This is a genomic window from Acinetobacter sp. SA01 (assembly GCF_011319235.1).
GTDB lineage: Bacteria > Pseudomonadota > Gammaproteobacteria > Pseudomonadales > Moraxellaceae > Acinetobacter.
In genome coordinates, this window is record NZ_WXXM01000002.1 from 81,953 (window position 1) to 104,599 (window position 22,647).

General features: G+C 43.1%; 20 protein-coding genes. 8 read left to right on the forward strand and 12 right to left on the reverse strand.

Annotated elements, in window-relative coordinates; all coding sequences use genetic code 11:
- The first annotated feature begins 130 nt into the window (after nucleotides 1-130).
- From GTU69_RS03415 to GTU69_RS03450, 8 genes are all read left to right on the forward strand, one after another.
- Nucleotides 131-1,108: a KpsF/GutQ family sugar-phosphate isomerase gene (locus GTU69_RS03415; protein WP_166168119.1), complete on the forward strand. Its 978-nt coding sequence runs from the start codon at nucleotides 131-133 to the stop codon at nucleotides 1,106-1,108.
- 3 nt (nucleotides 1,109-1,111) lie between these two features.
- Nucleotides 1,112-1,651 carry an HAD-IIIA family hydrolase gene (locus GTU69_RS03420; protein WP_166168122.1) on the forward strand — a complete coding sequence of 180 codons (540 nt, stop codon included), beginning with the start codon at nucleotides 1,112-1,114 and terminating at the stop codon, nucleotides 1,649-1,651.
- Between the two features lie 41 nt (nucleotides 1,652-1,692).
- On the forward strand, nucleotides 1,693-2,241 hold the full coding sequence (gene lptC, locus GTU69_RS03425) for an LPS export ABC transporter periplasmic protein LptC (RefSeq protein WP_086195103.1): 549 nt from the start codon (nucleotides 1,693-1,695) through the stop codon (nucleotides 2,239-2,241).
- The gene (lptA, locus tag GTU69_RS03430; protein WP_166168124.1) at nucleotides 2,225-2,791 is read left to right on the forward strand and encodes a lipopolysaccharide transport periplasmic protein LptA; all 567 of its coding nucleotides are present in this window, start codon (nucleotides 2,225-2,227) and stop codon (nucleotides 2,789-2,791) included. Before lptC ends, lptA begins: the two co-directional genes overlap by 17 nt.
- Nucleotides 2,791-3,537 (forward strand): LPS export ABC transporter ATP-binding protein, encoded by a 747-nt coding sequence (gene lptB / locus GTU69_RS03435; RefSeq protein WP_166168127.1) that lies wholly within the window; start codon nucleotides 2,791-2,793, stop codon nucleotides 3,535-3,537. The genes lptA and lptB overlap by 1 nt, the downstream gene beginning before the upstream one ends.
- 162 nt (nucleotides 3,538-3,699) lie before the next feature.
- A complete protein-coding gene (locus GTU69_RS03440) occupies nucleotides 3,700-4,299 on the forward strand; it encodes a YigZ family protein (RefSeq protein WP_166168129.1) in 600 nt (199 codons plus the stop codon).
- Complete coding sequence (locus GTU69_RS03445) at nucleotides 4,292-4,909, forward strand: acyltransferase (protein WP_166168131.1); 618 nt, start codon at nucleotides 4,292-4,294, stop codon at nucleotides 4,907-4,909. The genes GTU69_RS03440 and GTU69_RS03445 overlap by 8 nt, the downstream gene beginning before the upstream one ends.
- 132 nt (nucleotides 4,910-5,041) lie before the next feature.
- Entirely contained in the window at nucleotides 5,042-5,884 is an 843-nt protein-coding gene (locus GTU69_RS03450; RefSeq protein WP_166168133.1) for a universal stress protein, read from the forward strand.
- Between the two features lie 142 nt (nucleotides 5,885-6,026).
- Here GTU69_RS03450 and GTU69_RS03455 read toward each other — a convergent pair whose 3' ends face one another.
- The 12 genes from GTU69_RS03455 to GTU69_RS03510 form a co-directional block, all read right to left on the reverse strand.
- Nucleotides 6,027-6,692, reverse strand: coding sequence for an O-methyltransferase (locus GTU69_RS03455; RefSeq protein ID WP_086195109.1), 666 nt, complete (start codon nucleotides 6,690-6,692; stop codon nucleotides 6,027-6,029).
- Between the two features lie 136 nt (nucleotides 6,693-6,828).
- Nucleotides 6,829-7,542: a D-Ala-D-Ala carboxypeptidase family metallohydrolase gene (locus GTU69_RS03460; RefSeq protein ID WP_205683436.1), complete on the reverse strand. Its 714-nt coding sequence runs from the start codon at nucleotides 7,540-7,542 to the stop codon at nucleotides 6,829-6,831.
- 140 nt (nucleotides 7,543-7,682) lie between these two features.
- Nucleotides 7,683-8,006: a ferredoxin FdxA gene (gene fdxA, locus GTU69_RS03465; RefSeq protein ID WP_086195111.1), complete on the reverse strand. Its 324-nt coding sequence runs from the start codon at nucleotides 8,004-8,006 to the stop codon at nucleotides 7,683-7,685.
- Nucleotides 8,007-8,206: 200 nt separating this feature from the next.
- Complete coding sequence (gene mutS / locus GTU69_RS03470) at nucleotides 8,207-10,858, reverse strand: DNA mismatch repair protein MutS (protein WP_166168135.1); 2,652 nt, start codon at nucleotides 10,856-10,858, stop codon at nucleotides 8,207-8,209.
- A 329-nt stretch (nucleotides 10,859-11,187) separates the two neighbouring features.
- Nucleotides 11,188-13,197: an alpha/beta fold hydrolase gene (locus tag GTU69_RS03475; RefSeq protein WP_166168137.1), complete on the reverse strand. Its 2,010-nt coding sequence runs from the start codon at nucleotides 13,195-13,197 to the stop codon at nucleotides 11,188-11,190.
- A 132-nt stretch (nucleotides 13,198-13,329) separates the two neighbouring features.
- A complete protein-coding gene (locus GTU69_RS03480; protein WP_166168139.1) occupies nucleotides 13,330-14,244 on the reverse strand; it encodes a hypothetical protein in 915 nt (304 codons plus the stop codon).
- A 111-nt stretch (nucleotides 14,245-14,355) separates the two neighbouring features.
- A complete protein-coding gene (cysE, locus tag GTU69_RS03485; protein WP_086195115.1) occupies nucleotides 14,356-15,165 on the reverse strand; it encodes a serine O-acetyltransferase in 810 nt (269 codons plus the stop codon).
- Nucleotides 15,158-16,015, reverse strand: coding sequence for an RNA methyltransferase (locus GTU69_RS03490; RefSeq protein WP_166168141.1), 858 nt, complete (start codon nucleotides 16,013-16,015; stop codon nucleotides 15,158-15,160). The genes cysE and GTU69_RS03490 overlap by 8 nt, the downstream gene beginning before the upstream one ends.
- Nucleotides 16,016-16,048: 33 nt before the next feature.
- Nucleotides 16,049-19,618, reverse strand: a complete 3,570-nt coding sequence (gene dnaE, locus GTU69_RS03495) for a DNA polymerase III subunit alpha (RefSeq protein WP_166168143.1) — start codon at nucleotides 19,616-19,618, stop codon at nucleotides 16,049-16,051.
- A gap of 242 nt (nucleotides 19,619-19,860) precedes the next feature.
- On the reverse strand, nucleotides 19,861-20,556 hold the full coding sequence (locus GTU69_RS03500; protein WP_086195118.1) for a methionine ABC transporter permease: 696 nt from the start codon (nucleotides 20,554-20,556) through the stop codon (nucleotides 19,861-19,863).
- The gene (locus GTU69_RS03505; RefSeq protein WP_166168145.1) at nucleotides 20,553-21,578 is read right to left on the reverse strand and encodes a methionine ABC transporter ATP-binding protein; all 1,026 of its coding nucleotides are present in this window, start codon (nucleotides 21,576-21,578) and stop codon (nucleotides 20,553-20,555) included. Before GTU69_RS03505 ends, GTU69_RS03500 begins: the two co-directional genes overlap by 4 nt.
- Before the next feature lie 73 nt (nucleotides 21,579-21,651).
- The gene (locus GTU69_RS03510; protein ID WP_166168147.1) at nucleotides 21,652-22,524 is read right to left on the reverse strand and encodes a MetQ/NlpA family ABC transporter substrate-binding protein; all 873 of its coding nucleotides are present in this window, start codon (nucleotides 22,522-22,524) and stop codon (nucleotides 21,652-21,654) included.
- Nucleotides 22,525-22,647 lie beyond the last annotated feature (123 nt).

Below are 22,647 nucleotides of genomic sequence, written 5' to 3' on the forward strand. Positions count from 1 at the left end.
ATTCGTGGAATCTTGTACATTTAGAAACGTGACATTTGCATAGATATGATAAAATTGCGAAAATTATTTTTTGCTTGATTGAATCAGCTCTGTATAGAGTAAAGGTAAACCTATTTTGAACCCCTCAAATATGCCAAATCAAATAGACTTTCAAAAAGTTGCACTAGAAACTTTGCGTATAGAAGAACAAGCCCTGGAAATATTGGCAACGCAAATTGATGATCGTTTTAATCGTGCCTGCGAAACCATTTTGCAGTGCCGGGGACGTTTAGTCATTACTGGTATGGGAAAATCAGGGCATATCGGCCGTAAAATGGCGGCAACGTTTGCTTCTACAGGTACGCCATCATTCTTTATGCATCCGGGAGAAGCGGGGCATGGTGATTTAGGCATGCTGGTTCCTGGCGATGTGCTGATTGCCATTTCTAACTCGGGCAAGAGTGATGAAATCATGATGCTGATGCCTTTGATCAAGCGTCTGGAAATTCCTCTAATTACCATTAGTGGTGATGACAAAGGCCCTATGCCGCAAAATGCCGATGTCGCTTTAACCTTGGGAAATATCCAGGAAGCCTGCCCACTGGGTCTGGCTCCGACTTCAAGTACCACGGCAACTCTGGCTTTAGGTGATGCCTTGGCAGTTGCCTTACTGGATGCACGTGGTTTTACTGCTGATGATTTTGCGCTGTCTCATCCTGCCGGTGCATTAGGTAAACGCTTGTTGTTACATGTCGAACACCTCATGCACACAGGTACAGAATTGCCAAAAGTCTCTCCAGATACACCAATGAATCAGGTTTTATACGAAATTTCAAACAAACGCCTAGGTTTAACCACAATTGTCGATCAAAATGACGTACTGCTCGGGATTTTTACTGACGGTGATTTACGTCGTTTAATTGATAAGCAACAAGGCTTTGATGTGAAATTGCCGGTTTCTGAGGTCATGACTAAAAATCCATTGACCATTTCGCAAGATGCGCGTGCGGTTGAAGCTTTAGAGCGCATGAACGAAAAGAAAATCAATCAATTTGTTGTTGTAGATGATGTACATAAGGTCATTGGTGTGATTAGCATGCATGACCTGATTCAAGCCGGGGTAAATTAATAAATGGCATCTTATATTTTATTGGAACAGGCACGTTATGTTGAAGCCTTGGTTCTTGATGTCGACGGGATTCTGAGTGATGGTTTTGTCACCCTGACCAATACCGGGGATGAAATCAAGTCCTTTGATATCCGTGATGGTTTAGGTATGAAACTCGTACAGAAAGCCGGTGTAAAAGTCATTATTATTACTGGACGTAAAAGTAATATTGTGGAAAAGCGCATGTCTGACTTGGGCGTAGACCTGGTTTTTCAGGGTCGTGAAGATAAAGGTACTGCATTACGCGAAGCCTGTGCCCAATTGAATGTTGCTCCAGAAGACTGTTTGTATATGGGTGATGACTGGCCTGATCTTTCGGCATTTGCAATTGCAGGTATGAAAGTGACTGTTCCCAATGGTCATGTCGAAGTTCGACGCCGTGCTGACCTTGTAACCCAGGCCATGGGTGGTCGTGGTGCAGTGCGTGAAATCTGTGACATGATTCTGATGGCCAAAGGAGCTTATGAACAGCTACTTGAAACCTATACCGCTGCCCCACATTAATTGTTAAACCATTCATTGAATTTGAGTTAAGTACCACACTTATGGATACAAAAGTTTTATACCTAACTGCTATAGCAATTGCAGCTATAAGTGGTGGTTACTACTATTACAGTGGTAAGGGCAACAAGCTCGAGGTTGACTCAGCCAGAAGCATGACCTATTCCGCTGAAAAAATTAACCTGACTCAAACCGATGACAACGGTAATTTGTATGCCCGTGCTCAGGTCGATCGTATGGAACAGGACATGCAAAAAGAAACGGCCAAACTCGAAAACCTGAATGCTTCCCTGTATAAGAATGGCGCAGTTGATGCTACTTTTTATGCCAAAGTGGCGAACAGTTATGATGATAATCAAAAGGTGATTCTGTCGGGCAATGTGGTGGCGACCAAGTTGATGCAACAGGGCAAAATGCAGTTTCAGACTCAGGAATTAACCGGATATCCTGACACTCGGGAAATAGAGACAGATAAACAGGTCATTGTGCAATCTCCGCAAGCTGAATTTGTAAGCCAGGGGCTGAAAGCCAATTTAAATGACGGTCAATACGAATTTTTTAATATTCGAGGAAAATATGAACCACAATCTTAAGCTTACATTGCCTAAAACCTTGCTTAAACAAGCAGCTTTAGCCGGTTTGGTTGTATTCTCGTCGGCAGCTGCATTTGCCATTCCATCTGACCGAAATCAGCCTATTTCATTGGTCGCCGACCGTGCAACCTATAATGAAAAAACCGGGGTGACGACCTATAGCGGGAATGTCATTATTGAACAGGGCACCATGAGATTGCAAGCCAACTCTATTGTTGCCAATCTGAACAGTCAAAAACAGATTAGTAGCATTACAGCGACAGGCGGTCCGGCACGTTTTCAACAGCAAACCGAGGTCAATAAAGGCTTGGCAAAAGGTCAGGCACAAAAGATTCTTTATAATGCCCAAACAGGCATTATCACCTTGTCCGGCAATGCATTTTTACAGCAGGATGGGGCAAGTATTCGCGGTAATACTTTGAAATACAGCATGAATAAAGGTGATGTTGAAGCGACAGGTACACCGAACAATACTGGCTCATCTTCAGGTCGCGTACAAATTATTATTCCACCATCTAGCTCAAAAACGTTCCCAGGAGCACGTGATTAATGGATCAACCGCTAAATCAGCCCCAAACATTGTGTATTAAACATCTGGCAAAAAACTATAGTAAAAGATGGGTTGTGAAAGATGTCTCTTTTCAGATGCAGAGTGGACAGATTGTAGGCTTACTTGGTCCAAACGGTGCGGGTAAAACCACAAGTTTCTATATGGTGGTGGGTTTAGTTCGGATGGACAAAGGTGAGATTCATTTGGATGATCTTGATTTGTCAGACTTGGCCATGCATGAACGTGCCCGTAAAGGCATTGGTTATTTGCCGCAAGAAGCCTCAATTTTTAGAAAACTGACGATTTCTGAAAATATTATGGCAATTCTTGAAACCCGTAAGGATTTGAACAAGCAACAGCGTCAACAGCGTTTAAATGAATTACTGGCAGATTTTAAAATCACGCATATTAAGGATTCACTGGGAATGAGTGTGTCTGGTGGTGAGCGCCGCCGTGCTGAAATTGCCCGTGCTTTGGCTGCTGATCCCAAGTTCATGCTGCTGGATGAACCTTTCGCGGGGGTCGATCCTATTTCTGTAGCGGACATCAAGGATATTATCCGTGAACTTAAAGACCGCGGAATTGGTGTACTGATTACCGATCATAATGTACGGGATACATTGGCGATTTGTGAGCATGCCTATATTGTCAGTGAAGGTGCGGTAATTGCAGAAGGTACACCGCAAGAAGTGCTTGAAAATGACACTGTGCGCAAAGTCTATTTGGGTGAAGATTTTACTGTTTAATTAAAGTTTAATCAGAATGATTTAATCTTATAAATTACAGTATCATTTAAGTTTAAATATTTTTAATTCTTAAGAAACCTTCTTTTATAGGAGGTTTTTTTGTATCTGCAAGCGGTTCAAAACAGGCTATACTGCTGCTGTATTGTTATTTATTCTAGATTTATGCCATTTACAATTGCCTCATCCGTTACTTTCGAAGAAGACATTAAAAAAAGTCGCTTTCAGGCGATTGCTGCACCAGTAGAAAATGAACAGGATGTAAAAAACTTTTTAGAGTTTCATAAAGATATCACCACAACACATCAGTGCTGGGCCTGGAAAATTGGCCATAATGTCCGTTTTAATGATGCTGGAGAGCCGTCCGGCACAGCAGGCCGACCGATTCTGGCAACAATTGAAGGCAATGAATTGACCAATGTCATTGTTCTGGTCAACCGTTGGTATGGCGGAATTAAACTGGGCACAGGCGGTCTGGTCCGTGCCTATGGCGGTTGTGCAGGGCAGTGCCTGTTACTGGCGGAAAAAATTGAGCTGATTGAAAAGAAAAAAGTCAGTTTTGCCTGCCAGTTTAATGAGTGGGCTATTTTTCAATATGAGCTGAACCAGCAACACATCGAATTTCAGGAACAATATACCGCCACAGGCGTACAGGTCGAGGCCCTATTACAAGTCCATCAGATTCAGCCTTTGGCACTGAAAATACAGGATGTGACCCGTGGGCGAGAACAGCTGAAAATTATAGAAGAGCCTGAACATGACTGAGCAAGACCGATTATTAAAATATCGTGAACAGCATAAGCATCGTTTGAATTATATGCCGTGGCTATACTGGTCATTAAAACCGAAAAATCGCGGCTGGGCAGAACAGTGGCAAAAAGAATATCAAGCTTATTTGATGGAAATGGAAACAGTAGAAATTGGTGAAAACTGTTTTATTTCCCCGCTTGCCCATATATTTGCCGAGCCGGGCCGGAAAATCACGATTGGAGACAATAGCTTTATTGCCGCAGACTGTACCTTGCATGGTCCTTTAGAAATTGGCAATGAAGTGGCCATTAACCATCACTGTATTCTCGATGGTGGGCGCATGGGAATCAAGCTGCATGATCAGGTCCGTATAGCTGCATATTGCCATTTATATGCCTTTGACCACGGGATTGAACTTGCACAGCCCATTTACCAGCAAGCGGTACGTTCTCAGGGCATCGAGATTGGGCAAGATGTCTGGCTGGGCGCGCATGTGGGGGTCAAAGATGGTGTTAAAATTGATGCTCATGCCATTGTCGGCATGAACAGTATGGTCACAAAGAATGTTGAAAAGGCAACTATTGTTGCAGGTAATCCGGCCAGATTTATTCGTCATCGGGATTAAAAAATCCAAGAAAATGAAGATGAATCAGGGAGTAAGTTTAATTACATAAAAGCCTGCACAGCGGTGAAGAGTTATGCTAAGTTAAAATAACAATTAGACTTAAAGCCTGTATGGGCGAAAAGCGAGGCGAAAATGAAACGTGTAATCGCTTGTATTGATTCTTCTCCATGTGTAAATGCAGTGGCTGAAGCTGCGGCATGGGTTGCAAAGCAGACACAACGTGAATTGGTATTATTACAGGTTTTAGATTATTACCCGGCTAGTTATCATTTGGGGGAAATTAGTGGGGTGATCGGGTTTGAAAGTAATGCAATGTTACTGAAAGAACTGGCAGAACTTGAACAAAAACAAAGTGAACTGGCCCTGGATTATAGCAATAACCTTTTAAACCATATTTCTGAGATGATTCAGCAGAAGTATCAAATTAGCGCCTCGCATCTACAAGAAAAAGGCGATTTCCTGGAACAGAGTTTTCATGTGCTTAAAGAAGATGACATCGCCATTATTGGCCGGGTCGGAGAGCGTTCTGCGGAACGAAATAAACCAATAGGCAGTAATGTAGAAAATTTTATCCGTGGTGCAAAATGTACCGTAATGACCGTCGGGGAACAGTTTAAGCCACCCACACGATTCATTTTTGCCTATGAATATTCACCAACCTGCGTTAATCTGATGAAACGTGTCGCACAAAGTGATTTATTAAGACTCTTACAGTGCCATCTGTTATATGTAGGTGATCATCCGGAAATACTGAATGAACCTTCGCAGTATTTACGTGATGCCGGGATGGATGTGGTGACTGAATACCGTTATGGCGATGTTTCGGAAAATATACTGGAATACCAAAGTGAACATGGCATACAACTGATATTACTGGGTGCATTTAGTCACAGCAAGATTCGCCAATTCTTTTTGGGAAGTGTGGCAACCAGTATCTTCCGAAACTCAACCGTACCCTTATTGGTGGTGAAATAACTGAGTCAACACCTAACAGGTTTGATTAATAATTGCCCATAGTTATCCGCATAAGTTGTGGATAACTATATGGACAGTGTTTGTAAGTTATTAATAAAAAACAAAAAAAACAAAAAGATTGTTTTTTAACCTTTGTGTCATATTATTTCACTATGGCAAGCGCAAAGCCATCATGTCCTTTGCTACCAACTGTTTGTAATGCAGTACAAGACAAAATTCGAGGATGGTCTTGCAAGGCGACAAACATATCGCGAATACCTTCAATACTAGGTTTGTGGTTTGCAGGATTAATGATCTCGCCAGCACGAATCACGTTATCCAGCACAATAATAGTCCCTGAATGGGACAAGTTTAAGCTGAGTTCTAGATACTCTGGATAACTCTGTTTGTCGGCATCAATAAACACAAAGTCAAATGGTTCAAAATCTGCAGGCAATGCCTTTAATACATCTGCTGCACGCCCCACTTTAAGCTCAATGGTCTGCGGAAGTTTGGCATTATCGATATTTTCCTGACCCAAAGCTGCATGAGTATCACGACCCTCAATGGTCAGAATGTAGCCATCTTCTGGTAGCGCACGAGCCAACCACATTGTACTGTAGGCAGCAAAGGTACCCAGTTCCAGTACACGTTTGCACTTGTTCATCTGAATCAGCATTTGCAGCAGCATGCCCTGATTGGGCGCGACTGCGAGGTGATCTGGAAAACCTTTATCTTCAGTATTTTTTAATGTCTGTAGCAGAATGGGGTCTTCTGGAATTAAATGTGAATCGATGTAAGCATCAATCTCTGTCCACATTTGTTGCATAGTCTGGTCACCTGTGTTGCGATGCATGCATTTTAAACTTTTCCATTCAGAGTGCAATTTATCGTTTTGATTTATTGAAAATAGGGCAATAAAAAAGAGATCAGCAGGATCTCTTTTTTTACCGCAATACACGATTTTAAAAATTACACATCGAGCTGTGGCGTGAGTGGTCTGGACCCCAGGTGCGGTAACCTTGAGTATCAATATGGATTTGACCAGAAGCATATAGCCCAAGTCCCATATTCAGGCTTTGTCCGTACTGCACCCAGAATTGACATAATTTAAATTTGCTATTTTCAATAAATGCATAATCTTCTGCTTGGGGCACTTCAGGCCCAATACGGAAATCGATCGCCGAATTAAATAAGTGGCGTGATGAATTTGCGCCACCGGCACACTGGTTAAGTGACAAATCCCGGTAAACGGAGGTCACTTCAAAGTCAGTAAGCACTTTGGCAGCAACCAGGTATTTAAAGACTCGCAAAGTTGTAATTTGATTGTTCCACAATTCACGGTTAGGAATCATATATTGGGGACGGCCGCATTTTTGCCAGTCACGGGCAGAACGCAACAATTCGAAACTTGGGATAATATTGCCGACACCATTACGTTCCAGAAAATTTTCATATTCACGGACACGATGTAAATTATCGCCGATGGCAATCCATGAATTATAAACATAAGGTACTGTTTTAGGTGGAATTGGGCGTTCAAGGCTAATGCGTTCTTGAGGAATGAAGATCCGTTTTCCATGGGGCATTTGCCCTTGTTTCTGAGGAGATGTGCTACATCCAATCATGACAAGTGGGACCAAGCTCAAGCCCAGTAAGCCCTTTAAAACATGCTTCATTATAGAAATCAGATATTTATAAATACATGCTATTTTAATCTAATTTGAAGGATAAAATTTGAAAATATTGCAATCAAATGTTTTTTTAAGTATAAAAAAAGATCAGCATAGGCTGATCTTTTTCAGGCTCAGAAACAGTCTTATTTTTCCAAGTATTTTAACTTGTCGGCTTTACCGTTCCATTCTTCGCGATCGGCAGGCTGGTCACCAATTTGAGTGATGTTTGGCCATTTTTGTGAAAGCTCAGCATTCAGTTCAATAAAGACTTCCTGACCTTCAGGCAATTCATCTTCCGAGAAAATAGCATTTGCCGGGCATTCAGGTTCGCATAATGCGCAGTCAATACATTCATCTGGATTAATCACGAGGAAATTTGGACCTTCGTAGAAACAATCTACCGGACAAACTTCTACGCAGTCTTGGTATTTACATTTAATACAATTTTCAGTGACAACAAAGGTCATGGCGACAGCTACCTAAAAAATATGGTTCTAGTTACTCTTGCTGTATTTTAGGCAAAAATGCTGCTAAGTAACAATTGCTTTTATTGATATTTATTATATATAAGGCTGTTAATTTTAGTAAAAATTGAATATTTCATTAAATATATGTAGTAAATGAAAAAGACTTCTATTTAGAAGTCTTTTTCTGGCACAGATTTAAATTAGTTTTCCAGGGCATCTTTTAAAGCATAAATCTGTTGCAAGGCTTCCCGGGGAGAAAGATTGTCTACATCCAGCGATCTTAACAAATTTAGTGCAGGGCTATCTTTTTCAATTTCCACTACACGTTCAATAATTTCTACAGCCGGTTCATCGATCGCACTAAACAAGTCATTTTGTACTACCTTATTGACCTGTTGATGTTGCTGTTTTTCCAGAATCTTTAACCGATTTTGTGCTTCTTTAATCACGCTGGCAGGAATACCGGCCAGTTTTGCTACCTGTAAGCCATGGCTTTGACTGGCAGGGCCGTGCTGAACCTTGTGTAGCAGGATTAAATTACCGTTCAGCTCCTTGGCTGTGACATGATAGTTATCAATTCCTGATTCCTTGCCCAGTTCGGTCAACTCGAAATAATGAGTCGCAAACAGGCACAGGCACTTAATCCGTTTGCTCAGGTCAATCACACAAGCCCAGGCTAGAGACAAACCATCATAGGTACTGGTTCCACGTCCGACTTCATCCATCAGTACCAAAGACTGGTTGGTGGCATGATGCAGAATTTGTGATGTTTCAGTCATTTCCACCATAAAGGTCGATTTACCGGTCGATAAGTCATCTGCTGAACCAATACGGGTAAACACGCGATCAATCGGGCCTAATACTGCGGACTTTGCAGGCACATAGGAACCGCAATAGGCCAGTAAACTGATCAGTGCGGTTTGACGCATAAAGGTGGATTTACCGCCCATATTCGGACCGGTCACAATGGCCATACGGTGGTTAAAGTCCAGTGTGGTATCGTTCGGGGTAAAAGCGGTTTTACTTAAGGCTTCCACCACAGGATGTCGTCCTGCAACAATTTTAACCCCAATTTCAGGGCTGAATTCTGGACGAGACCAGTTGCGTAAACGGGCCTGATGGGCAAAATTGGCCAGCATGTCAATCTGTGCAATAGCACTGCTCATCATCTGTAAATTGCCAATGTCTTGACGCAATTCATCCAGCAGCATTTCAAATAGCATTTTTTCACGCGCCAGGGCACGTGATTCACTGGACAGGACTTTATCTTCAAAAGATTTTAGTTCTGGCGTGATATAACGCTCGGCATTTTTCAAGGTCTGGCGACGGATATAATGATCTGGTGCCTGCTCGGCTTGAGCACGAGTCAGTTCAATATAGTAGCCACTGACACGGTTATAGCCAATTTTCAGTGTTGAAATGCCGGTGTTGGCACGTTCTTGAGTTTCCAGATCAATCAGGAACTGGCCCGCATGATCACGGATTTTACGCAGCTCATCCAGTTCACTGTCAAAGCCTTCTGCAATGACATTGCCATCACGGAGTAATACCGGAGGGTTTTCGACAATGGCGGACATCAGGCGTTGATGCAGGCCATTAAAATCACCCAGCTCATCTGTCAGCTGCTGAATCAGAACGGATTGCTTAGTCTGCGTCATTGGTTGTAGGGCATGGCGTAAAAAAGGAATTTGCGCACAGGCCTGACGTAGCTGTACCAGATCACGTGGACGCGCACTGCCTAAAGCGATACGGCTCAGTACACGTTCAATATCGCTAATTTCTTTCAGGACCAGACGAATTGGTGTTTCATGATAACCGCTTAACATAGCAGCAATGGCATCCAAACGGGCATCCAGTATTTTGGTGTCGCGTAAAGGCTGCATCAGGGTACGGCTGAGCAGCCGGCCACCCATGGCGGTCTGGCAATCATTGATCAGCTGGAACAGGGAGGTTCCATGTTCAAATAGAGGTTCAACCAGTTCCAGATTGCGACGCGTGACCGGATCTAGTGCAATAAAGTCACTGCTTTGTTCCAGCTGAATCGAGCGGATATGCGGTAAAGCAGTTTTCTGGGTTTCTTTGGCATAATGGATTAGTGCCGCTGCCGCCGCTTTGGCCAGCGGTAAATGATCAATCCCAAAACCAGAAAGGGTAGCGACTGCAAACTGGTCACATAAGGTTTTTTGCGCATTGTTCAGGTTGAAATCGACATTCGGACGACGGGTCACAGGGCAGTCGAGCTGTTTTTTAATCTGCTCGATAATATTGGGATCGACAATATCTTCATCTACCACAATTTCACTTGGCATTAAGCGGGAAAGTTCAATTGCGAGTTGCTCTTGTTGAAATTCCTGTTGTTGTACCTTGAAAATACTGGCACTCAAATCCAGCAGCGCTATACCAATCTGGCCTTGCTGTAGACAGAGTGCCACAAGATTGGAAGATTGATGGCTGTTCAATAGTGCATCATCGGTTAGGGTGCCAGGAGTAATAATCCGAACTACACCACGCTCCATAGGTGCCTTTCCGCGAGAGCCTGCACTCTCGCCCTCACCCAGTTGTTCGCAAATGACCACGGTTTCGCCTTTTTTAACCAGGCGAGCCAAATAGCCTTCAGCAGCATGATAGGGAACGCCAGCCATGGGAATAGGTTCACCATTGGCCTTACCACGGTGGGTTAAGGTAATCCCCAATAATTTGGCGGCTTTATGGGCATCGTCAAAAAACAGTTCATAAAAGTCACCCATGCGATAAAACATCAGGGAGTGCGGGTGCTGCATTTTGACGCTCATGTACTGTTGCATCATCGGCGTTAAAGTGGAAAGATCAGCCATGATTTCCGGGTAACTCATTGAGGTAAAATCCTTAAATATTTAAATACATCTCATCGTTAAAATTTGGCTGTCTCACCAATTTCAAATTTATGCATGAAACGATATGCGTTAAATCCTAGACTCTGGCTTTGTTCTTGTTGTGATTTTCAAGCCAACCCGAGCTATGGAAAAACGCTATTTCATTTGCTCAGACATCTTATCAAATTTGCATGAATTGCGAAAAATGCTTTGCAGTAAATGAATAAAAATTAGGAGAACAGTTTGAGGGGTTTTATCGCAGTGCTGATTGTACCGGCAATGAAAATGACGCTGCGGGTTGATATGAAACTGGAGAACTCAAGCGGACATTATGGCTGATGCAAACCAAGTCTGGTTAAATGTAGACGCAAGATACGACGCAATTCTAAAACAGCTTCTGGTGTTTCCTGAATGGAATGACCACCTTTAATAATTTTTTCCGAAATAGCACCCTCCAGATGGGCACTCTTATAGGGCACTACGTCATCAGTGATCACATGGATATCATTACTGTTGGTGATGTTGCCAATAATGGAATGAAAGACCAATCCTTTACGCGGGTTAATGTCTTTGGTCAGTTCAATAAACTTGGACTGATAACTTAAATCACTCGGTCCATTTTGAATCAGGCCATGATCAATCTGCTGTAACAGCTCTTTCAAATCCAGATCCTGAGTTTGTATGCTATCGCTAATCGCAGAGAGGAAAGCCCCGGGAATACGGATGATTTTACGTGCCGCCTTGGTAAACCAGCGATCGGCATAATCGGTTCCCCGATGCGGTGTGGCCAGAAAAATCGCCCGAGAAAAATTAGGAATGTCCTTGATGACCAGGCGCTGCGAAATAATCGGTAATTTCTGAAACTTGTTTAACTGGCGATTATTCATCATGGATAAGGCTTTTTGGGTCACGTCTGCATCACTGACCAAAAGCCGGGCAATAATGCCCCCCATACTATGCCCGACCAGTACTGCATCCTTTTTTGCAGCAGCTTTGGCATCTACCTGAGCAAAGGCCTGAGTCAATAGGGCATAAATCTGGAAACGGCTTTCCATAATCGGCATATTGGTTGAATAAAATATCTGCCAGACCTGAAAATTTTCCCGTAGTACCGTGTCCCCCATAATATCGTTAGTCAGACGAATCCATGCTTCCGGGCTACTGGCCAGACCATGGATTAAGACAATCACTTTTTTATTCGGATTATAAGGTTCCAGCATATATAAATGCGGCATGGTGAGATGATCATCACGGTCAATCAGGGTTAAATAGGCTGCACGGCCCAGATTGTTTTGTGCTAGCCATAAGCCATAAGGCGTAGAAAAGTTTCCAGCCAGCGGATAGGTCTTGCCGGCCATATTGACCTGATCATATTTGTACGGATCAAAGGCTTTTATTTCAAATTCTGCATTGTTTAAAATGTCTTCTACACTGCTGGCTGCTTTAGGCTGGGCAGTTAGGGTTGCGGCTAAATAGCGGGCCTGATGAATATTGGGATTGACCCCGTTTTTGTAGCTGAAATTTATTGGGTTAATAATATATTTATTTTTTCCTTCGCTAATACCATCCTTGACCTGCGGTAGAACCAGGACGAATTCTGAGCCAAAACCATCGCGACGGTTAATGGAACGTAAGCCTGAAAAATTCAAGTTATAACTGGAAAGCAGCTGCTCGATTTTCTGGTTTTTCAGTTGGGGATAGTGATCAAAGTTGATCTGATAAATACTTTTACCCACCTTGACCTGCGGCTCAACTACAGTAGGTTTATGACGCAAGGCATAAGCAGTCACCAGTTTGGCCAGTGCCAAATTATAAAAGTCACGTATTTGTACCTGCCGGTTGTCAAAAATGCGGTCTTTGGGCTGTCGTTTGGTTTTAAACATGTAGGCATAGCTGTAGCGGATACTTTTATCCAGCATATACAGTTGCTGATCCAGACATTGATCGTATGTGACTTGTTGCTGTTTCTGTTTTTCTTCGGATCGGGTACTGGTTAATGAGCTGGCTTTACAGTCAGAAGACTTTTCAAATTCCAAGGCTTTGGCCAGGTAGATTTCGCTGGAGGTAGAGAGCAGCTGTTCATCCTGAATTTGCGGAATCTGTTGCAGTTCCTGAATACATTGGTCGGGTTGGTCGGAACAGATTTTAGCTTCACGACCGGTCATGGACAGCACGTTTAAACTGGCTTCACTTAATTTACTGCGGGTGAGGATACTTTCACGTTCATTGGCAATGGTGACATTAATGCCCTGGCTTTTGACACTGACAATTTGACAACCTGTAAGCAGATAACTACTCAGCAGCGAGGCAAATAAAAGCTGATATATTTGTTTTGGCATAAAGTATGTCTACGTTCAGTATTTATTTGAGTTTTGTTCATCATACGATGATTCTTCTAATTTTCAATTCGTACATATAAAAATAGACCGTTTTGAACGGTCTATCTGAAAGGTGAATGGACAAAGTAAAAATTAAGACGTTTTAGCCGGATTAAGTACTTGCCATACATTCCAGCGACCTTGCTTTTCAATTTCGGCAATTAAACGGTCAGCAACTTCAGCTTCTTGCGGATATTTCACTTTGTAATTTTTCAAGACCTGAATCGCATTTTTCTTTTGTTCCATGGCAATGTAATTGTTTGCCGCGGATAAATAGGCTTCCTGCACACCTGCCTTCATGGCCTTGTCTAAATAAGGAATGGCTTCACGTTGACCACCACCTTCAGATAAGCCAAAACCGAACCAGAAGTTTGCTTCGGCATCTTCTTTATTAATTTTCAAAATGCGCTGTGCATAAGTTAAAGACTTGGTGGTATAGACTGAACCCAGGTCCAGGTTACGTGCCATAACACTGGCTTTAAATGCACGAATCAACACATCAAAAGAGGCATTGTCTTTGGATGCCAGGGTATCGAGCTGTTGAGTCACTTGTTTCAGTTTGGCTTCAAAGCCTTTACGTTCCTGACGTTCAGTAAAACGAGGCGGATAATGGCGTGCTTTGCCTTCTACCAGCTGCAAGAAGTCATCAATTTCGGTGATATCTACTTCATTGTCACCCGCCACAACCGCATATTTTACATTACGTTGCTTGCTGTTGACGGTAGGAATAATCAGCTTATTGACATCAAGCATCACTTTTTTCTTTGGATCACCCGGCAGTGTGACTTCCATTTTGGTTACCGGCTGTGCAGCAGCTTTTTGTAAGGCAATTTCAAATGGAGGTGGGGCATCATAGTTAAATGGATTTAGTGCATAAAACGGAGCAGTCAATTCAGGTTCAGTGAAAACGATCGGTGCATTGGAATTTTTATCTTTTGTTGGTGTCGAGCTACAGGCTGAGAGTAAAGAAACAGCAATCAATGTACATGCCAAAGGCTTAAGGGTCATAGGGGTCATCCGTTCATTTAATTTTAAAATTAATTAGTAGGTATGTTCCTCAGTCTAAAAAAACTTTCAGGAACATACAAGTCAGGGCTTGTTAATATTCAGGACAGCCGTTCAGGCTTTGGATTGACTGCTTTGCGCTTCGCATTCACGGCGAACGTCCTCCATAATTTTTAATTCTTCTGCACTAAAAGGTTGTTCATTCTGCTGCTGCTTTTTAAATGAAGGATCAATCACTGATAAACGCTGACATAGGGTATTCATACGTTTTTCATTAAGCTGAATCCGGTCCAGCAGTACGCGCATGCCATCCAGAATCGGGTCAGACTGGTCCTGTGTGGCTGCATAAGGCTGAAAGCCAATACTTTCTGCATAATCACGACGGCGGGCTTCTTCTGCATCTTTAGGCTTATCTTTGGTAATAAAGCGCGCCGGGTTTCCTACAGCAGTCGTATTCGGTGGAACAGCCTTGGTTACGACGGCATTGGAACCGACTTTGGCATTTTTACCCACGGTAAAAGGGCCCAGAATTTTGGCACCCGCACCAACCACCACACCATCTTCCAGCGTAGGATGACGTTTGCCCTTGTTCCAGGTGGTACCGCCCAAAGTGACGCCGTGATAGAGCGTGACATCATCTCCAATTTCAGCCGTTTCACCAATTACTACACCCATGCCATGATCGATAAAGAAACGGCGCCCGATTTTGGCACCCGGATGGATTTCAATGCCGGTGGCAAAACGGCTAAAAGAAGACAGCAGGCGGGCAGAGCCTTTACACTCTTTTTGCCAAAGTTCATGGGCAATACGGTGCATGATCAGTGCATGAATGCCGGGATAGGTAGTGAGAACTTCTAAAGTGTTTCGTGCTGCAGGATCGCGCGCGAATACAGCTTGGATGTCTTCTTTGAGCTGTTTAAGCATTGGATTGATCCTCTGAAGAATCGGTTGTTTTGTCTGTAGATTTTTTCCATGTACCATTGTTCAATGCCTGTACACGGCTAAAGATGCCACGCAGTAAATGATATTCCATACGATCTAATTGTATACGTCCAAATAAACGACGCAAGCGTAAAGGCAATAATCGTGGGTTTTTCGGGTCCATAAATTCAATTTCGGCCAGCATTTTTTCAATATGCGGGTAAAACTGTTCCATCTGTTCATGCGTGACCAAAGGCTCATCCCATTGCATATCAATGTCATCAGTGACATGCATGATGGCTTTAGGGTCTTCCGCCTGTTCGGTCAATGCCATGGCGGCCATGCGCATTTCATAGCAAATCACCTGAATGGCTTGAGCAACATTCAGTACGCCATAATCACTATTGACCGGAATGGTGACATGATAATTGGCCATCGCCAGTTCTTCATTGGTCAAGCCACGATCTTCACGACCAAATACAATCGCGATTTCCTGTTTGTCCTGTACCACAGCCTGCAATGATTTTTCTGCAGCCGGGCGGGCATCGAGTAAAGGCCAGGGAATGGTGCGGTTACGTGCACTGGTACCAAAGACCAGATGACAATCCTTAATCGCTTCTTGCAAAGTCGGCACAATTTCAATCTGTTCAATCAGATCGGTTGCACCTGCGGCCAGTGCATCAATATCAGGATGCGGATAGATTTTAGGCTCTACCAGTACTAGTTTGGATAGGCCCATGGTTTTCATGGCACGTAAGGCGCTGCCGATATTGGCAGGCAAGGTAGTATTGACCATGACAATACGCACATGAGAGAGATGTGCGGAAACCACAGCATTGTCAACTTGACTCATAAGGTGTCCGATTTGAATTTAAATATTTAAAAATTAAGAATATTGAGTGGCTTCAGCCTGATACATATCCATCGCTTCATCCATGCTCACATTGGCTGGAGGCGGCGGGACATTCGCAGGCATGGCCTGCTCGTAACTCACAGCTTTGGCTGCCTTGGATTTGACCTGATATTCAATATGAATCACGTCTTTACCAAAATAGTCACGTAATTTCGTCAGCAACTCATCTAGTGGAGCCACCTTCCAGTTCAGGCCCAGGTTGATATCAGCAGAGGCATAGGAATAATCAATGTGTAATTGCATCGGGATATGATTGCACATATCGACATTACAGAATGGCGTTAAGATTTTGCGTAAATCCTGACTGAGTGAAGGGTTGAGGTGTTCCGCATTCAGCTTGATTTGAATACTGTTGGCACGTTTTTGACGGATTTCATTCAGGCTAAAGGCTTTAGTCAGGCGTCCCATAGGGCGGTCAAAACCTTCACGTTCATAAATTTCGCCTTCAATCACCACCACTTTTTCATTTTGAATGATGTCTTTAAAGCGCTGGAAACGTTCGTGATTAGCCGAGACTTCTATACGTGCAGTGCCATCATCCAGAGTGACCATCATACGGTTCGGGAAGTTGGCGACATCGACCACCAGACCGGCAAATACGGTAGTCACACCACGGCGTGTAGGGGTGAGCTCATTAATACGTGCAGGAATAAAGGATTTAAGTTCTGGACGATACACATCAATCGGATGTCCGGTTAAATACAGTCCCAAGGTGTCTTTTTCACCTTTGAGGCGGACTTCATCTGACCACGGTTTGACCGGTTTGGCTGGTTTGCGCTGAACTTCCTCAACTTCACCAAACAAGTCCATCATGCCGGTTTCACGGTTTGAACGCGCCTGTTCTGCGGCTTGAACCGCTTCAGGAAGTTGCGCCATGAGGTCAGCACGTTCAATGCCCAAACAGTCCATCGCACCTGCACGGATGAGTGCTTCAAGGGTACGTTTATTGATTTTTTTCAGATCGACTCGGTGGCAGAAATCAAACAAATCTTTATAAGGACCATCCTGTATGCGTGAATCAATCACCGACTGCATTGCAGCTTCACCCACGCCTTTAATTGCACCTAAACCATAGACAATGGTATTCGGACTGCTGGCATGGAAGTTATATAAGGACATATTGATAGATGGGGGAAGAACCTCTAAACCATTAATACGGCAGTCATCAATCAAGAACACGATGTTGTCGGTGTTTTGCATTTCCGAGGTCATCACCGCGGACATGAATTCTGCAGGATAATGCGCTTTTAGCCATGCGGTCTGATAAGCAACCAGGGCATAGGCGGCAGCATGCGATTTGTTGAAACCATAACCGGCAAATTTTTCCATATAGTCGAAGATATGGTTGGCGGTTGCTTCATCAATATCTTTTTCAGCAGCACCCTTAATAAAGATCTGGCGCTGCTTGACCATTTCCTCAGGTTTTTTCTTACCCATGGCACGGCGCAGCAAATCCGCACCGCCCAGACTATAACCGGCACAGAACTGTGCCGCCTGCATTACCTGTTCCTGATACACCATAATGCCGTAGGTTGGTTCCAGAACTTTTTCCAGTAAGGGATGCAGGTATTCAAACTCACCACCATGCATACGATGAATAAAGTCAGGAATCAGATCCATTGGACCTGGACGGTACAAAGACACGAAGGCAATAATTTCTTCAAACTTACTTGGGCGTGCCTCTTTCAGCATCTTTTTCATGCCGACGGATTCAAACTGGAATACCGCAGTAGTATTGGCGTTGGCAAAGATTTCGTAGGCCGGTTTATCATCCAGTGGAATATAGGAAATATTGACCGGTTCAGTGACATCCGGACGTGCATTGATATGCTTAATCGCATCTTCAATTACGGTCAGGTTACGCAGACCCAGGAAGTCGAATTTGACCAGACCGGCTGCTTCGACATCGTCCTTATCGAACTGGGCAACACGGTTAGTCCCGTCGGCATCACACATCACGGCTGAGTAGTCGGTCAGCTTGGTCGGTGCAATCACCACACCACCAGCATGTTTACCGGTATTTCGGGTAATGCCTTCAAGTTTGAGTGCCATTTCCCAGATTTCAGCGGCATCGTCATTGTCCGGGTTGGACGGATTGGTGACAATATCCTTGAGCTGCGGCTCAGCTTCCAGCGATTCTTCCAGACTCAAACCCAAAGGCTTGGTCGGAATCATTTTTGAAATACGGTCAGCCAAACCATAGGATTTACCTAAAACACGTGCCACGTCCCGAATTGCACCTTTGGCCGCCATGGTCCCGAAAGTGGCAATCTGTGATACCGCATCTCGGCCATAAGTACGTGCCACATAGTCAATTACGCGGTCACGGCCGGCAATACAGAAATCGACATCAAAGTCGGGCATCGACACACGTTCCGGGTTCAAGAAACGTTCGAACAGCAGGTCGTAACGCAGTGGATCCAGATCGGTAATTTTTAAGCTATACGCCACCAGTGAACCGGCACCTGAACCACGGCCCGGGCCGACAGGTACACCGTTACCTTTGGACCATTGAATAAAGTCCATCACGATCAGGAAGTAACCGGGGAAACCCATGTCGAGAATAATCTTTACTTCGAAGGCTAAACGCTCGTCATAAGGTTTGCGGATTTCCGGCCAGTCTTCACCGCGTTTTTCAGGTGGATACAGGAAGTTAAGTCGTTCTTCTAGACCTTGTTCGGATAAATGTGCAAAGTAGGTATCAATGGTATGACCTTCCGGAATCGGGTAGTCCGGCAAGTCATTAAAACCTAAGCGTAAAGTCACATTACAACGCTTGGCAATGTGGTAGGTATTTTCAATGGCTGTTGGAATATCTGAAAATAGTTCAGTCATTTCCACAGCAGTTTTAAAGTACTGTTCAGGGCTATAGGTTTTAGGACGGCGGTTATCACCTAATACATAACCATCGGCAATACAGACCCGGGCTTCATGTGCTTCAAAATCATCACGTGTAATGAAGTGTACGTCGTTATGGGCGACCACGCCAATATTGTATTTTTTTGCAAGTTTGACCGCTTCTTCAATAAAGGCATCTTCATCAGGGCGGTTGGTACGAGTCAAAGCCAAATAAACCCGATTGCCAAATTTTTCAATCCATTCTTGAAGGAGGGGTTCAGCTTTATCTGGATTTGATGTGATCAGCATTTTGCCGACATCAGATTGCATGCCCAATAGCACAATCAGGTCTTGATGCTGATCTAAAATCCAGTCTTTTTGCACACAAGGAATATCGAGTTGCTGACCTGAAATAAAACCTTGAGAAACCAGTTCGGTCAGACTGCGCCAGCCTTTATTGGTCATGGACAATAATGTCACGCGATGTTCAGCATCATTCAGGCGGATTTCTGAACCTAAAATAGGTTTAATGCCTTTATCCAGACATTTTTTATAGAATTTTACTGCAGCATGCAGATTGGACAAGTCGGTAATGGCCAGTGCTGGCATTTCATCATTTGCAGCAGCTTTAATTAGATCAGATATACGTACGATAGATTCTGTAATGGAAAATTCTGTATGTATACCAAGATGAACAAAGTGCATAAATGAGTCCCTGCAAAAACCACTGGATAGTTTAGCATGCTCTAAGAAAAGTCATGGATTATTATTTAGCTAATTCAAGTTCAAAATTGACTTTTTAAGTGTGATGAATAGGTGATTAAAATCATATCAGTAGGTTAAACGAATTTTAGTCCTCCTAATATTGATTGGAAGTGAAGCGGTGCTTAAACTTAATTCTGAATATAAAAAAGCCCTCAATCGAGAGGGCATTCAATAATGGTGTTTTATCTTAATCGTGACAGCCATTCACCAAAGGTTTGTACAAATTGCACCAGTAATAACAGTACAATCACGGTCAAAATGACCACACTGGTATCAAAACGCTGGTAACCATAGGAAATGGCAAGGTCGCCAATACCACCGGCACCCACGGCACCCGCCATCGCCGTTGCACCAATCAGGCTAATGGTAGCTGTAGTCAGGTTTAAAATCAGTGAACTGCGTGCTTCAGGCAAAATAAACTTGAAAATAATTTGCAGGGGCGAAGCACCCATGGCTTGTGCCGATTCGATAATACCTTCATTCACTTCAAGCAATGAAGTTTCAATCAATCGACCCATATATGGACCAATATAAATGGTCAACGGCACAATTGCCGCCCATGTACCAATCGATGTTCCCACCAGCAATTTAGTCAGCGGAATAAAGGCAATCAGCAGGATAATAAAGGGTAAGGAACGCAGTGCATTTACAATCGGGTTTAAGCCATGATAAATCACCCGGTTCGGCAAAATACCTGCCGGACGGGTCACCAACAAAATGATGGCCTGGATAAAGCCCCAGATACAACCGAACAGCATGGCAAAAAATACCATATGCAAGGTTTCTTGCAGTGCGGTAACAAACTGGTCAATCGAAAGTGAGCTTTTCCAGTAAGGTGCCGTAATTTCAGTCAGCCATTGAACAATTAAATCTCTCATGCGCTGACTCCAGACTGTTCAACTTTAACGCCATTTTGCTGGAAAAATGCAACAGCTTGCTCAATCACAGCAGGATCACCTAGCAGCTGGACAAACATTTGTCCTATCACTGAACCGTTAATTTCAGTCATATTGGCAAACAGAATATTCAAGCTGATATCAAACTGTTTAATCGCTGCCTGTACCACGGTTTCTTGCGCAGATGTACCCAAAAATTGCAGGCTATAAATGCTGTTATGATTTTTGTTTTCCAGGCTATTTAAAATATTCACCGGTAACTGTTGTTGCAGCACGGTTTGAATGAAACTTTTGGTGGTAGGATGCTGTGGCTGACTAAAAATTTCCAGCGTCGAACCGGTTTCGATCACTTTACCCTGTTCCATCACCGCAACATAATCACAAACAGATTCAATCACATCCATTTCATGGGTCACCATAACAATGGTAATGCCTTGTTCTTTATTAATCTTTTTAAGCAAATCTAAAACAGATTTGGTGGTTTGCGGATCCAGTGCCGAGGTCGCTTCATCACAGAGTAAAATTTTAGGATGATTGGCGAGGGCACGAGCAATCCCCACACGCTGTTTTTGACCGCCAGACAGTTCATCCGGATAAGCATCTTTCTTATGCTTAAGATCGATAAACTCGAGCAATTCTGCCAAACGTTTTTCACGCTCGGCTTTGCTCCAGCCCAACAATTTCATTGGCATTTCAATATTGGCTGCGACAGTTTTACTCTGCAACAAATTAAAATGCTGAAAGATCATTCCGATGTTGGCACGTTCCTGACGTAATGAACGTGCATCCAATGCGGTAAAATCTTTTTGATTAATGATGACCTGACCATCATTTGGTCGTTCCAGCAAATTAATCAGGCGGATTAAGGTACTTTTACCCGCACCACTATAGCCAATAATGCCAAAAATACTGCCATCTGGAATCTGTAAATTAATTTGATCCAAGGCACGAATTGTTTGACCTTTAAGCTGATAATGTTTTGAAATATTTTTAAATTCAATCATATGGTCAAAAACTATCTATAAAAAGAAAAACAGGCAAAGAGACTTTGCCTGTTTAGATAAACCAATTATATTACTATTTCGAGTCAGTGAGATAGCTAATCGGTTTATTTACGTCAACTTTGGTACCGCCAAATTTCTGTTGCACAAATTTTTTCACGGCTTCAGAGTGGTAAAGTGCACCTACTTTTTGCAATACTGGGTCATTTTGACGACCTTCTGCAACAGCAAGAATATTGACATTCATTTTGGTGCTTTGGTCGATTGGCTCATAATAAATAGAGTCTTTCAGCACATTTAAGCCACCTTCCATTGCCAGGGTATTACCCAAAACAATGGCATCGACTTCGTCTTTTACACGTACAGCAGTGGCCATCTGAATTGGTTTGATCACAATTTTTTTATTGTTTTCAACAACATCGGCAGGGGTGCCTTTTACGTTGTCAAAATTAGCTTTTAATTTAACCAAACCGGCAGATTGAAGTAACAATAATGCACGTGATTCATTGGCACCATCGTTAGGAATGGCAATGGTTGCACCTGTTTTGAATTCATCCAGCTTCTTCACTTTACTTGAGTAAATACCCATTGGTTCCAGGTAAGTGGTAGAAAGCGGAGCGATCTTATCTTTATTAGATTCGTTAAAAGCAACCAGATAAGCATAAGACTGGAAGGCATTCACATCAATTTCTTTATTGGCTACAGCAGTGTTCATAGACACATAGTCAGTGAAGTTTTTCACTTCAAGCTTAATACCAGCAGTTTTGGTTTCAGGAAGGGTGGCAATATAACGCCAAACTTCTGCATCCGAACCTGTAGAAGCCATAGTGACAGTTTGCAGACCATTCGTGTCTTTTGTTTGAGCTGCATTATTTGCAGGCGCTTCTTGCTTACCACAGCCAGACAAGCCAACTGAAAGACCTAAAACAAGACCAAGGAGCTTTTTCATGTATATGTCCTAGTAAATTTAATTTGGCGATAAATTTACGAATATGTCATTGGAGAGATTAAATCAAGTGTGAATCAGATCAACTGATTGATGCAGATAACTTTAAAATGTCCCATTCATCAA

Excerpts from the sequence above, each read along its gene's own strand:
- GTU69_RS03415 (WP_166168119.1), top strand. The coding sequence starts at position 131 with ATGCCAAATCAAATAGACTTTCAAAAAGTTGCACTAGAAACTTTGCGT.
- GTU69_RS03420 (WP_166168122.1), top strand. The coding sequence starts at position 1,112 with ATGGCATCTTATATTTTATTGGAACAGGCACGTTATGTTGAAGCCTTG.
- lptC (WP_086195103.1), top strand. The coding sequence starts at position 1,693 with ATGGATACAAAAGTTTTATACCTAACTGCTATAGCAATTGCAGCTATA.
- lptA (WP_166168124.1), top strand. The coding sequence starts at position 2,225 with ATGAACCACAATCTTAAGCTTACATTGCCTAAAACCTTGCTTAAACAA.
- lptB (WP_166168127.1), top strand. The coding sequence starts at position 2,791 with ATGGATCAACCGCTAAATCAGCCCCAAACATTGTGTATTAAACATCTG.
- GTU69_RS03440 (WP_166168129.1), top strand. The coding sequence starts at position 3,700 with ATGCCATTTACAATTGCCTCATCCGTTACTTTCGAAGAAGACATTAAA.
- GTU69_RS03445 (WP_166168131.1), top strand. The coding sequence starts at position 4,292 with ATGACTGAGCAAGACCGATTATTAAAATATCGTGAACAGCATAAGCAT.
- GTU69_RS03450 (WP_166168133.1), top strand. The coding sequence starts at position 5,042 with ATGAAACGTGTAATCGCTTGTATTGATTCTTCTCCATGTGTAAATGCA.
- GTU69_RS03455 (WP_086195109.1), bottom strand. The coding sequence starts at position 6,692 with ATGCAACAAATGTGGACAGAGATTGATGCTTACATCGATTCACATTTA.
- GTU69_RS03460 (WP_205683436.1), bottom strand. The coding sequence starts at position 7,542 with ATGAAGCATGTTTTAAAGGGCTTACTGGGCTTGAGCTTGGTCCCACTT.
- fdxA (WP_086195111.1), bottom strand. The coding sequence starts at position 8,006 with ATGACCTTTGTTGTCACTGAAAATTGTATTAAATGTAAATACCAAGAC.
- mutS (WP_166168135.1), bottom strand. The coding sequence starts at position 10,858 with ATGAGTTACCCGGAAATCATGGCTGATCTTTCCACTTTAACGCCGATG.
- GTU69_RS03475 (WP_166168137.1), bottom strand. The coding sequence starts at position 13,197 with ATGCCAAAACAAATATATCAGCTTTTATTTGCCTCGCTGCTGAGTAGT.
- GTU69_RS03480 (WP_166168139.1), bottom strand. The coding sequence starts at position 14,244 with ATGACCCTTAAGCCTTTGGCATGTACATTGATTGCTGTTTCTTTACTC.
- cysE (WP_086195115.1), bottom strand. The coding sequence starts at position 15,165 with ATGCTTAAACAGCTCAAAGAAGACATCCAAGCTGTATTCGCGCGCGAT.
- GTU69_RS03490 (WP_166168141.1), bottom strand. The coding sequence starts at position 16,015 with ATGAGTCAAGTTGACAATGCTGTGGTTTCCGCACATCTCTCTCATGTG.
- dnaE (WP_166168143.1), bottom strand. The coding sequence starts at position 19,618 with ATGCACTTTGTTCATCTTGGTATACATACAGAATTTTCCATTACAGAA.
- GTU69_RS03500 (WP_086195118.1), bottom strand. The coding sequence starts at position 20,556 with ATGAGAGATTTAATTGTTCAATGGCTGACTGAAATTACGGCACCTTAC.
- GTU69_RS03505 (WP_166168145.1), bottom strand. The coding sequence starts at position 21,578 with ATGATTGAATTTAAAAATATTTCAAAACATTATCAGCTTAAAGGTCAA.
- GTU69_RS03510 (WP_166168147.1), bottom strand. The coding sequence starts at position 22,524 with ATGAAAAAGCTCCTTGGTCTTGTTTTAGGTCTTTCAGTTGGCTTGTCT.